This is a genomic window from Burkholderia sp. L27(2015), assembly GCF_009765705.1.
GTDB lineage: Bacteria > Pseudomonadota > Gammaproteobacteria > Burkholderiales > Burkholderiaceae > LMUX01.
This window is the reverse complement of the sequence record NZ_LMUX01000017.1, coordinates 443,129-455,317: the sequence shown is the minus strand read 5'-3', so window position 1 is coordinate 455,317 and position 12,189 is coordinate 443,129. Positions and strand designations below refer to the sequence as shown.

12 protein-coding genes are annotated in these 12,189 nt (G+C 57.3%); all 12 read left to right on the top strand.

All coding sequences use genetic code 11. From position 1 onward, the window contains the following. Nucleotides 1-140: sugar transferase (locus tag GSQ77_RS15570; RefSeq protein WP_174246446.1), on the top strand; the 140-nt coding region annotated here is incomplete at its 5' end. 130 nt (nt 141-270) lie between these two features. Then, nucleotides 271-1,518: an outer membrane beta-barrel protein gene (locus tag GSQ77_RS15565; protein WP_158903636.1), complete on the top strand. Its 1,248-nt coding sequence runs from the start codon at nt 271-273 to the stop codon at nt 1,516-1,518. 83 nt (nt 1,519-1,601) lie between these two features. Continuing rightward, nucleotides 1,602-2,357: a polysaccharide export protein EpsE gene (gene epsE, locus GSQ77_RS15560; protein WP_158903635.1), complete on the top strand. Its 756-nt coding sequence runs from the start codon at nt 1,602-1,604 to the stop codon at nt 2,355-2,357. 11 nt (nt 2,358-2,368) lie between these two features. Further along, a complete protein-coding gene (locus GSQ77_RS15555; RefSeq protein ID WP_158903634.1) occupies nt 2,369-3,754 on the top strand; it encodes a Wzz/FepE/Etk N-terminal domain-containing protein in 1,386 nt (461 codons plus the stop codon). A gap of 44 nt (nt 3,755-3,798) precedes the next feature. Further along, nucleotides 3,799-4,680, top strand: coding sequence for a chain length determinant protein tyrosine kinase EpsG (gene epsG / locus GSQ77_RS15550; RefSeq protein WP_158903633.1), 882 nt, complete (start codon nt 3,799-3,801; stop codon nt 4,678-4,680). 36 nt (nt 4,681-4,716) lie between these two features. Further along, nucleotides 4,717-5,793 (top strand): glycosyltransferase family A protein, encoded by a 1,077-nt coding sequence (locus GSQ77_RS15545; RefSeq protein WP_158903632.1) that lies wholly within the window; start codon nt 4,717-4,719, stop codon nt 5,791-5,793. Beyond that, nucleotides 5,790-7,223: an O-antigen ligase gene (locus tag GSQ77_RS15540; protein WP_158903631.1), complete on the top strand. Its 1,434-nt coding sequence runs from the start codon at nt 5,790-5,792 to the stop codon at nt 7,221-7,223. The genes GSQ77_RS15545 and GSQ77_RS15540 overlap by 4 nt, the downstream gene beginning before the upstream one ends. After that, nucleotides 7,207-7,776, top strand: a complete 570-nt coding sequence (locus GSQ77_RS15535; RefSeq protein WP_158903630.1) for a serine acetyltransferase — start codon at nt 7,207-7,209, stop codon at nt 7,774-7,776. The genes GSQ77_RS15540 and GSQ77_RS15535 overlap by 17 nt, the downstream gene beginning before the upstream one ends. Continuing rightward, a complete protein-coding gene (locus GSQ77_RS15530; RefSeq protein WP_158903629.1) occupies nt 7,773-8,996 on the top strand; it encodes a glycosyltransferase family 4 protein in 1,224 nt (407 codons plus the stop codon). Before GSQ77_RS15535 ends, GSQ77_RS15530 begins: the two co-directional genes overlap by 4 nt. Further along, complete coding sequence (locus tag GSQ77_RS15525) at nt 8,993-10,183, top strand: glycosyltransferase family 2 protein (protein WP_158903628.1); 1,191 nt, start codon at nt 8,993-8,995, stop codon at nt 10,181-10,183. The genes GSQ77_RS15530 and GSQ77_RS15525 overlap by 4 nt, the downstream gene beginning before the upstream one ends. A gap of 93 nt (nt 10,184-10,276) precedes the next feature. Further along, nucleotides 10,277-11,056, top strand: coding sequence for a WecB/TagA/CpsF family glycosyltransferase (locus GSQ77_RS15520; protein ID WP_254067643.1), 780 nt, complete (start codon nt 10,277-10,279; stop codon nt 11,054-11,056). Next, nucleotides 11,053-12,171, top strand: coding sequence for a DUF4124 domain-containing protein (locus tag GSQ77_RS15515; protein ID WP_216854908.1), 1,119 nt, complete (start codon nt 11,053-11,055; stop codon nt 12,169-12,171). The genes GSQ77_RS15520 and GSQ77_RS15515 overlap by 4 nt, the downstream gene beginning before the upstream one ends. The last annotated feature ends 18 nt before the right edge of the window (nt 12,172-12,189 follow it).

The following is a 12,189-nucleotide window of genomic DNA, read 5'->3' as shown; positions in this document are numbered from 1 at the left end:
GCGAGACGGATACCCTGGAAAAAATGTCGAAGCGCATCGAATTCGATCTGCACTACATGAGGACATGGTCCTTGCTACTGGATCTGCGCATTATTTTCCTGACGTTGTTCAAGGGGTTCGTGGGAAAAAATGCCTATTAGCTTAAGTGCCTCAGGCGCTTTCAGTACACGGCGCCCGTGGCACTCTCCGATGCCTGTCATCGGCTTTAATTTTAATGATTGTTCTGTTATCCAGACCAAGGGTAGACTCCGGGCTCCGGGCGATATAGGTGTGAAAATCAAGAAATTTCGCTTTCTCTTACTGTGTGCTTGCTTGACCTGGGGCCAGGCGCGCGCGCACGACGGCGATACTGCGGGCACGTTCGAGCCCTTCACAGCAAATGTTGAACCGGCCGATGGCACGTTTACGCCTTTCGTGGCCGCCGGCGGACACTACGTCAGCAACCTGTTCGCCATGCCGAGCGCGGCGTTTGCGCAAAGCGCCATCGGCACGACGCACCTGTCCGACTATTTCTTCACCGAGACAGCGGGAACCGACGTCGATTGGAAAGAAGGCCGGCAGGAAGTCGTGGGCCGCCTGGAGGCGACCAACACGAATTACAAGACCTACCATGTGCTGGATAACACCAGCCATGATGTCGACATGCGCTGGAATTGGGTGCTCGGCGACAGTTTGAAGGGCGACGTGGGCGTCATCCACCAGACTCAGCTTGGTGATCTGACGAATATCCAGGCGCCCATCAACGACACCTTTACCAACCGCCAGTTTTATTTCGACGGACAAGGCAAGTTGGCGGACCGCTGGCGCATGGACCTCTCGGCGCGCGATATGAGCTTCACCAATAGTGCATTGTCCCAGCAACCTTTTAACCTGAATATCCGCACGGTCAGCCTCGGTCCCGAGTATTACACCGACACCGGCAAGAGCGTGGCTTGGGTGTCCCAGTTCAGCAACGGCGGCTACCCTAACGTGATTTTCAATGGCGTAGCGCCGGTGACAGACCGATTCACCCAATACGACAACGGCATCAAGTTTGAGTGGGGGTATTTGGGGAAGTTGCGATGGACCGGGAACCTGAATTACACGCGATACATGGCCCCGAACAATCCGGGGCAAGACTTCGATGGGGGGACCGGCACCCTCAATCTGTTATGGGCGATGACGGGCAAGACCAATTTCACATTGTCGGGGTACCGCAATATCGTGCCCTATGACACAGCGAGCGCGAGCTTCCAGGTCGTTACGGGCACCTCGTTGACGGCCCACTGGCAAGCGCGCGAGAAGATCGAGCTGGTAGGCCGCTTGAAAATGGACTCGGTGGACTATACGCAGTCGGCAACGATCGGTCCGACGCCCAGGCATGACCGGATCGATTCGGCCGGCGTGGAGTTGGCTTATACGGTGTTACGCCACACGCGGCTGGTCCTGAGCGCGCAGCGGCTGTTTCGCAACTCGAACATTGCGGCGGACACGTATAACGAAAACGACGTGAGTTTAGGGCTGGAGCAGCGTTTCTGAATTTGAATGTCGGGCGACGGTGCCTGGAAATCGACGGGGGTGGTGCAATGATGCGTTTGATCATAATGTTGTGCGTGAGTATGTTGGCGGTCTTCGGCGCGCCCGCGCAGGCCAGCGAATATCTGCTGGGGCCGGGCGACCTGGTGAGTGTGGATATTTTCGGCCACCCCGACATGCGGGTCGACATGGCGCAGGTAAACGAAAAAGACGAAATCACCGTACCGCTGGTCGGCAGCGTCGTCGTCGGCGGGATGACGACCACCGATGCCGCAGCGCGCATTGCGACCAAGCTGGACTCAGGTGGGTTCATCGTCAAGCCGGTTGTGAACGTGCTGGTGACCCAGTACTTCAGCAAACGGGTGGTCGTGCTGGGTCAGGTTGCCCGGCCCGGCAAGTACCCGCTGGACTCGGTCAGCAGACTCTCCGATGTACTGGCGCTGGCAGGCGGGATCAGCACCGATGGCTCGAGCACCGTGGTTCTCGTCCATAAGCAGAATGGCACGGTCGTGCGCACACCGGTCGATACCCGCATGTTGTTTCAACCGAACCATCCGGAACTGGATGCCGTGATGAGCGACGGCGACATCATTTATGTGCCGCGCGCCGAAGTCTTTTACATCTACGGCGAAGTGCAGCATCCCGGCGCGTATCGCCTGGAGAAAAATATGAACGTGATGCAGGCGATCTCGCTGGGCGGCGGCCTGACTCTGAAGGGAACCGAGAAGGGCGTGCAGATCCGCCGTACCGACGAGAACGGCAACGTGACCGCATTGCCTGCCAAGAGCGACACACTGCTGCAAACGAATGACGTCGTGTACCTCAATGAAAGCCTCTTTTAAGGTGACCGGCTATGGATCTTAATCAGTTTCTCTTAATTCTCAAGGCGCGCCGCGCGACGATAGGCCTGACCTTTGCGATAACCGTGCTTGTCGCAGTTGCGGTGACATTGATGTTGCCCAAGGTGTATAAGGCAAGCGCTACGTTTGTCGTGAACAGCAGCTATGTCGATCCGGTGACCGGCGTTCAGATGCAAGGCATGTTGCTCCCGGCCTACGTGAACACCCAAGTCGACGTGATCACCAGCCACAGCACGGGGTTGCGCGTCGTCAAGGCGTTGGGCCTGGCAGCCGATCCTAAAAACCAAGCTGCCTTTGCATCCAAGGCGCATGGTCGGGGCGACATCAGCGATTGGCTGGCAGATGGGCTGTTGCACGGGCTCAAGGTCGAAGTTTCGCAACAAAGCAATGGCATAACCATCAGTTTCCCGTCCAACGATCCCAAGAAATCCGCGGATCTGACCAATGCGTTCGTGGATGCCTATGTCGAAACCAGCATCGATTTGAAAACGCAGCCGGCGAAACAGACTGCCGCATGGTACGCAAAGCAGATCAAGGAGTTGAGGGTAAGCGTGGAAGCAGCCAAAGGCCGGCTCGCGGATTACCAAAACCAGTATGGCGTGGTGTTGGGTAGTGATCAGAACAAGCAAGCGTCGGATCAGCTACAGGCTATCGTAGCCCAGCACGCGCTTGCGCAGGCGCAAGGTTACGGCGATGCGTCGAAGGCCGCACATGGCGGTGACTCGGCCGGAGCCACGGCGGATCCGGTTGTTCAAGCGATCAGTACCAGCTTGGCGGAGGCCCAGGCAAACGTGAGCCGGCTCGCCCAGACGGAAGGCGCCAACAACCCCGAGTATCAAAGTGCGGTTGCCGCAGTCGACAGCCTGCGCCAAAGATTGAACAATCAGATCGCCGCGGTGCATCACTCGGCCCAGACCAACGCCGCTGCTTCCAAGCAGAGCGAGGTCGCGTTGCGAGACGCCGTCTCGGTTGTGCAGAAGAAAGTGCTGGCCGACAAGGAAGTGCAGGACCGCGGGCAGATTCTGGTCAGCGATGTCGACGACGCAGAGAAGCTCTATGCCACGGCGGTCAGCAGCTACAAGCAGAACGAGTTGATGTCCAAGGCTGAACAGACCGATGTGTCGGTTTTGAATCGGGCGTTTGTCCCCAATGTTCCGGCGGGCCCCAGTGTCACGTTGAGCTTGCTCGTGTCGGCTGCCGTGGGCGCTTTGCTCGGGATCGGCTATGCGTTGGGTTTGGAGTTGATGGATCGCAAAGTCAGGTCCGAGCAGGATCTCTCTGGAATTGCCGGCTTACCGCTGCTGGGTCTGGTGGTCAGTGAATCGGCGTCCTCGAACAAGCCATTTGGATGGTGGAACAAACATTCGGTTCAGAGTTAATCGTGGCGACGATGTCGCCTGCGTACATATTTCGGGAGTCGGTTATGGGTGAAGTTTTGTCCGAGGACGCGCAGCAAGGAACCGAAGCGCGCGCGCCACAAATTGAACAGAAGCTCGGCAAATTGCTGCTCGATGCGGGTAAGTTGAATGCCCACGATGCCGAGCGCGTGCTGCGCTTGCAGAAAAGCGAAGGGCTGCGCTTCGGTGACGCCGCGATCAAGCTGGGTCTGGTGAAAGAAAGTGACATTCAGCAGGCGCTCGCGCAGCAATTTGACTATCCCTATCTGGCAGCGGGCGTGGGCGGTTTGTCACCCACCCTGGTTGCCGCATACCAACCCTTCACGGCGCAGGTGGAGCAGTTAAGGGCGTTGCGTAGCCAGTTGATGTTGAGGTGGTTTGGTCTGGGCAATAAATCGCTAGCCATCATCGGGGTTGGGGCAGACTCCGGCGCGAGCGACCTGGTCGCCAACCTCGCCGTGGTGTTTTCTCAGCTCGGCGAGCGTACGTTGCTGATAGACGCCGATCTGCGCAAACCGATGCAGCATCAGATCTTCAACTTGGGAAATCGCGCCGGCCTGTCGGACATCTTGATTGGACGTGCCGACCTCAGTGCTGCCGTTCGTGTCGAGTCGTTGGTAGGGCTGTCGGTTCTGACATCGGGTGCCGTGCCGCCTAATCCGTCGGAACTGCTGTCGCGCCCGGCTTTCCTGAGTCTGTTGCAGGTCTATCAGGAGCAGTATGACGTCGTCCTGATCAATTCGTCGTCGACGGCAATATCGGACGCGATCCCCGTGTGTTTCCACAGCGGTGGCGCAGTGCTGGTTGCCAGGCAGGATATGACGGCGATGAAGGACTTGAATGCCTTGATCGGTGCTGTGCGCGAGACCCGAACCACGCTGGTCGGGACGGTCTTGAATCGTTTCTGACAAGTCCGACCACCTAACCATAGAGCAGGGCGAAAATTGGCCATCGTAGACATTTTGTTGCCGGTTAAGAATGGGGCTGATTTTCTCGCCGAGTCGCTCGACAGCATTCTTGGCCAAACATTCAAGGATTGGCGATTGCTCGTCCTCGATCACGGATCGACGGATGGTAGCTTTGAATTGGCGTTGGCCTGTGCTGAATCCGACGCCCGCGTCCAGGTCTATTCGTTTCCGAACGCCAAAGGCTTGGCGGGTCTGCTCAACGAAGGGCTGGGCTTGTGCGATTGCAAGTACGTGGTTAGACACGACGCCGACGACGTGGCATTGCCGGATCGCTTGGAAATCACGCTCGCCGCGTTCGGGGAAATGCCCGGCTGCGTGGCGATCGGCGGTCAAATGGAAACGATAGACGCGACGGGCCGTCATGTGGGTGAGGCAAACCGCCCGACAGGAAAATTGCGGGTGAGTGTGTCCAGCATGTTTTGCAACCCGATTGCTCATCCTACGGTCGCGATACAGTTTGATGCCATAGAACGCATGGGAATACGGTATGGCGTGGACTTCACAGGGGCGCTGAAAGACGAGGCCATCGAGGTCGAAGGGCTGGTCGAGGATTATTTTATGTTCGGCCAATTGGCCATGGCGCAACTGATCGACAATGTTCCGGTGAAATTGATACGTTATCGACAGCATGGTGCCAATGTCAGTAAAACGCGTTTTCTCGAGCAGATGGAGGATTCTCTGAAGGTATCGCGCTACCTCGTAAAATCGTTTTGCGCTCGGCATTCGGTTCGCTATTTCGACCCCGCGCCATTCTGTAATCATGGTGGCATGCTGTTTGAATTCGCGGGGAAGAAAAATTTTGATCCGGAATTCGAGGTCATGCAAGATTCGCTGCGCAGCGCGCTGGGAAATTCCCCCGAGCTGGATCGGGAATTGGCTTATCGCAAAGTGATCGCCGATAAAAAGGTGGCGGTATTGCTTTGGCGATACGCCAAATTCAGGATGGCCCACCGACCCGAAATGGACGAATGGGCAGCGGTAAGATCGTGGGCTTTGCGCAGCGTGCGAGGCAAAAGGAATATCGTGGGTTCGGTGGATGGGCTGCCAACATGAATACATCGAAATGGAATATGGGCTTGGCGCCTCTGCGATCTGTACCCGGTGGCGCCGTCGTCGTCGTCATCGGACTTGGCCTTGCCGCGTTTGCCGGCGTGTTTGCGAGTTTGTTTACCGCAGCCATCGGGCCACGCGTGATGTTATTGGGCGCGCTTCCCGTTGCTGTTGCGCTTGGCTTGGTTTTGCTGTTTTCGTGGGAGACGCTGCTGCTCTTGGTCGTCCTTTTTCGCACGGACCTTGACCGGATACTGAACCTGACAAAAATCGGCGAGGGTGGATCCGGCATAGGCTTGGGCGGACTGATGAATGCGCTGGTGATCGCGCTACTGGTGCTCGTCCTGTTCAAGAAATGGGGAACAGCCTGGCGCGAATTGCGTGTGGTTTGGGGGCCGTTTCTTTTGGTTGCCATGATCACGGTGGCAGGAACACCGCTGCTGATAGCCGCCATCAAGAGCAATCTCGACTTCATTTCTTATGCGGCGATGTACATTTTGCCTATCGTGCTGGTAAGGCAGAAGAAAGATCATGATAAGTGGGTGAAGCTGGTGTTGTGGTCGGCGGCAGGGCCGGTCCTTTATGGTCTATATCAGGTGGCGACCCATCAAGGTTTTGGATCGGTCGATCACGAAGACGAAGGTTTCCGGATTGCCGGTACCTTCACTCACCCGAATATCTTCGCCTTTTATCTGATGCTGATTGCTTGCATGCTGTTCAGCGTATATCGCGGCGGCTTGATCGTTATCACACCTCGGGTCAAACGATTATTGCCTATCGTGATCGTGACGGTGCTTACGCTTTTGCTGTTTACGAAGACGCGTAGTGCATGGGCGGCCACCGGGCTGTTTTTCCTCGCGTATAGCGTGTTCATCGAACGCAGGATGTTGCCGTGGGTGCTGTTGGCTGGCTTGCTGGCGTTATGCGTGCCGGAGGTCAGGGAGCGGATCACCGATCTTGCGACCGGGAATTCAGGCATGTTGTACCAGCGTTTGAATTCCTATGCGTGGCGCAAGCTGGTCTGGACCACGAGTCTGGCGTACATGACTGCTGGCCACTACATATTGGGCTATGGGCGCGCGAGTTTCGAGTACTACTCGAATATCTTCTTCCCATTGGCCAATGGCGAGAGTCCGGCCGCGCACAGTGTGTACATACAATTGTTATTTGAGTCGGGGATACTCGGGGTGTTGTCGTTCGCGTGGCTGGTGTTTGCGACCGCGAAACGCGTGTTGAAGTTGTACAAGATCGACCGGATCGAAGCCTTCCTGATCACGATGATGATCGTTCAATATTTGCTCGCGTGCTACTCCGACAACATGCTCGATTATCTGGTATTCAATTGGTACTTCTGGTTTGTGGCCGGGTTGGGTACCAGCTTGTTGTGGCTGAAGCATCAGGAAAAAGAGGTTCGCAATGGCGTCCCGGAATAGCGATTGGCGCGCGGACCTTCAGCGTTGCGCGTCGGCGCGGCCGTTATTGAAAGAGCAGGCGCTATGGGCTATCGCGGTCTACCGCTTCGGGCGTAGCGTGGACGCCATGCCGGATGGCCTGGCCAAGCGGCTCAAAACCCAAGCGTATTGGTTGATGTTCCGATTTGTCGAGACACTGCTCAGCACGAGTCTGCCGAAAGAGGCCAAAATCGGCCCAGGCTTGAAGATCTGGCACTTCGGCGCAATATTTATTCATCCGCAGGTTGTGATCGGATCGAACTGCACATTGCGGCAGGGCGTCACGATAGGCAATCGGACGGAGGGCGGCCCGGTTCCGGTGATCGAAGACGATGTCGAATTCGGGGCCTATGCGCAGGTTCTCGGTGGAGTCCGATTGGGCCGAGGCTGCAAGATCGGGGCGATGTCGGTTGTTTTGCAGGACGTGCCGCCGGGTGCCACCGCAGTGGGGGTCCCGGCCCGCATCATCGCCATGGTCGAACCGCAAGACGAATTGATGGCAAGCGAAGTGATCGTCAAAGCGAGCGCCCGATGAAGCTCGCGTATTTCATCAACCAGTATCCCAAGGTCAGCCATAGCTTTATCCGACGCGAAATCGTTGCGTTGGAGCGGCAGGGGTTTTCCGTGTGCAGGATTGCGCTACGCGGATGGGACGACGAGCTTGTCGATCCCGATGACTTGTTGGAGCGGGAGAAGACCCAATATGTGCTGCAGGGTGGCATCCTGCCGCTTTTCTTCGCGACGCTGGGCATGGCGTTTAGTCGTCCCCTTCGATTGATGGGGGCGCTGTGTTTGGCCTTGCGCATGAGCCGATTGAATGAGCGATCGTGGGCCTACCACCTCATCTACTTGGCCGAAGCGTGTCGCATTACTACCTGGATGAAGCAATTCGGCGCCCAGCACGTGCATGCGCACTTTGGCACCAACTCGACCGAAGTCGTGATGCTTGCCGCGGCAATGGGCGGACCGGCCTACAGCTTTACAGTTCACGGGCCGGAAGAATTCGACAAACCGCTAGGGATCCATCTCAAGGAGAAGATTGCGCGTTCGGCGTTTGTGGTCGCGATCAGTTCGTTCGGCCGCAGCCAACTCTATCGCTGGGCGAATAGCGCCGATTGGGGCAAGGCGAAGATCGTACGCTGCGGCCTTGAGAAAGCCTTTCATCAGGTGGAAGTCGTGAAGTTGCCGGTAGCCCCGCGGTTGGTTTGCGTGGGCAGGATTTGCGAACAAAAAGGGCAGTTGCTGTTGATCGAAGCGGCCGCGCGATTGGCTCAGCGCGGCGTCGAATTCGAGCTTGTGCTGGCAGGCGACGGTGAAATGCGTGGCGAAGTCGAATCGTTGATTGCGCATCACGGCCTGGGCAAGCAAGTTCGCATTACGGGCTGGTTAAGCAGCACGCAAGTCAGAGACGAGTTGTTGCAAGCACGCGCATTGGTGCTACCGAGCTTTGCGGAGGGGCTGCCCGTAGTGATCATGGAAGCCATGGCGCTGCGCCGCCCGGTGCTGACCACTTGGATTGCCGGCATTCCTGAACTGATACGTGACGGTGTCCATGGCTGGCTGCTGCCACCCAGCGATGTGGAAGCTCTGGCTGCGGCGATGGAGCGCTGTCTGCTGATGACGATCGACGAGCTCGAGCAAATCGGTGCGAACGCGCACAGCGCGGTGCTGCAGATGCACGACATAGACCAGGAGGCCGAGAAACTGGGTGCGCTATTCAAAAGTTCGATCGACTCGAGGGCAATCGCATCATGAGCGCGTGCCTGGAATGGATATTGATCGCCTGCTTGGCGCTGGTAGCCATTCCTGTATTGCTGTTGCTGCTGGAAGTTTTATTGGCGCTGCCGGGAAGACGGTCGGCCGCCAAGCTTGGCACCGTGCGCCCGTCCATGTCAGTGTTGATACCGGCACATAACGAGGGGCAGGGAATCAAGCCCACCTTGGCGTTGCTGTTACCGCAATTGCACGCTGGGGACCGGGTGCTGGTGGTTGCGGATAATTGTTCGGATGACACAGCGCAGGTTGCACGCGAAGCAGGTGCCGAGGTGGTCGAGCGGGTGGACGCTGAGCGCCGAGGCAAAGGATATGCGCTGGACTACGGTGTGCGCCATCTGGCTAACAAGCCGAGCCAGGTCGTCGTCATTGTCGACGCCGATTGCGTCTTCGAGGAGGGTGCGATCGAGCGTATCGGAACGCAGGCCCACAGCCTGCAGCGTCCGGTACAGGCGTTCTACACCATGAAGGCGCCCGAGGGCGCCGGGCTAAAGACCCAGATTGCCGCCTTCGCCTGGCAGGTCAAGAATTGGGTGCGACCACTCGGTTATCACAGGCTAGGGCTGCCGTGCCAGTTGATGGGGGCCGGCATGGCATTCCCCTGGACGGTGATCAGCACGATGAATTTGGCCAGTGGTCATATTGTCGAAGACATGAAGCTCGGTATGGATCTCGCCGAGCGCCGCTGCGCTCCGGTCTTTTGTCCGCAGGCCCAGGTTACGAGTTATTTTCCGCTGAATGCCGAAGGCACGAAGAGCCAGAGAACACGGTGGGAGCATGGCCACATTGCCATGATATTAAGCGACGCCCCCAAGCTGCTGGGCCGCGCCATCGTGACCGCGAACCTCGGGCTGCTGTCGTTGACCTTGGACCTCTGCATACCGCCGCTCGCTCTACTCACGATGATGGTCATCGGGCTCTCGGTGTTGGCAGCGGTACTGTGGGCGGTGACTGGGAAGATGTTGCCGGTAGCGGCGGCCGCAATCGTGCTGGCGATGTTGGTCAGCGCGATCATGCTGGCGTGGGCACGCTTTGGCCGAAGCATCATTTCCTTCGCCGAGCTGTTGATGGTCGGCGTTTATATGGTGTGGAAGATTCCTCTCTACCTTAAATTTTTCGGCGCGCGTCAAGTTGAGTGGATACGTTCAAAAAGGGATGAAGTTGAGTAGCAAGTTGAGTAGCACCCTCCATCACATGCGGTTAAAAGCGGATTGCTCATGCAATTAAAGTCCCTGTTCGGCCTGAATATCCACGACAAGACGTTGGAGGCGGCGGCGGAAGGTTTGGCTCTCGATGCCGTGCAAGGCAACGACCGACAGGTCTATTTCGTGAACGCGCACTGCATCAATCTTGCTGCCGGTGGTGCGCAGTATTACTCGGCGCTGAAGGCCGCGGATACGATTTTTGCCGACGGTATGGGAATGAAGCTCGCTGCGATGGCGGCCGGGGATTCGCTCGTCGATAATGTCAATGGGACAGATTTATTCCCGCTGCTCTGTGCGCTGGCTGCGCAGTTAGGGCTCAAGATCGCATTTCTAGGCGCGCGTCCAGGGGTGGCCCAACGCTGCGCCGAGCAGATGATCGCCGCGTTTCCAAGGCTGAAAATCGTGTATGTCCGAGACGGCTATTTCGATCGCAGCGGCGATGCCGAGGTAGTGCGCAACATCAGCACCTCAGGCGCTCAGATCTTGTTTGTTGCGATGGGCGTGCCGAACCAGGAATTATGGTTGGCGGAACATGCCAAACAATTGAATGTCCCCGTTAAGCTAGGCGTTGGGGCACTGTTCGATTTTTATTCGGGCTCAATTCCCCGAGCGCCTCTCATATTGAGGAAAGCAGGGCTGGAATGGTTGTTTAGATTGGCGCTGGAACCCAAACGCATGTTCGGGCGCTATGTGCTCGGCAATCCGCGCTTTATCGCACGCCTGGTTTTTCTCGCACTACGCGGAAAAGAATTCGTAAAAAATCATGAGCTTTCGGCACATCGGGAGCCGGACGTAAAAAATCATCAGCTCTCCGCGCATCGGGAGCCGGAACAATGAAGTTGAAAGCGGTAAGGCTTCTGCTAACTGGATTGGTGCTGGCGGGTTCGGTCTGCGCTTCGTTTGGCCAGGTGGCGAACGATAGTGCGGGTGGTCTCGCGAGTGGTGTCGCAGGTGCTCTTAGCAAGCCGCCAGCCCGACTCTTGACTGATGCGGTGTTCGCGCCAAGTAGTTTCTGGTACACCGCAATACCACGCGACGTAGCGCTAAATCCGCACTCCGCAAACTATGTAGCCGAATTCCTGCGGCAAAAGCAGGCCTATTACGGAACCGTAAATATCAATACGGACGCGTATACCAGCCCTTTGTATATCGTGCGCTCGGGTAGCGCGCGTGTCATCGGCGACAACTACGCTAAGCAAGTCGCGGCGACTGGACGGGAAGTGCACCGCACCGATGTGGCGGAATGGGACTGCCAGAGCAAGGGCTTTTCAGACCCGGGCTTGGCGGCGCAATGGCGAGGCGTACCGATACCGGCGATAGCAGTACCAGCAAAAGGTACGGACTCGGAGATGTCGGTTTTTGATGAGACGTCCGACACGCTATGGGAGTTCTGGGTAGCACGCAAACTGGACGGAAGTTGGCAAAGCTGCTGGGGCGGCAGAATCGCGAACGCGGCCAAGAGTGATGGGATTTTTCCGCTGCCTTATGGCGCAACGGCAACGGGGCTACCTTTCATCGGAGGCCAGATCACTGCGGAAGAGTTGGCTCGCGGCGAAATCAAACATGCGATCGGCATCGCCCTAGTAGACGCGCAGGCCGATGGCATACGCTCCTGGCCTGCGCTGCGCTCGGATGGGCTTAACCCCGCGGGAGCGCCGAATAGAATCCCCGAGGGTTTGCGTTTTCGACTCGATCCCAGCATCAATGTGGACGCTCTGAAGATGCACCCGATCGGAAAAATAATAGCGAAGGCCGCCCAAAAATACGGCTTTGTCGTATGGGATAAAGCCGGCGCGCTGTCGATTCGGGCCGAAAATGCGGTGTCGTACACGAGTTTGGGGCAGCCGGATCCTTATGTTTCTTTGTTCGGCAACACCCCCAGTTACGCCATTCTGGATGGCTTCCCTTGGGACAAGCTCCAGTTTTTGCCCATGAATTATGGCAAGCCGTGAGTCAGAGCATGAATTAGG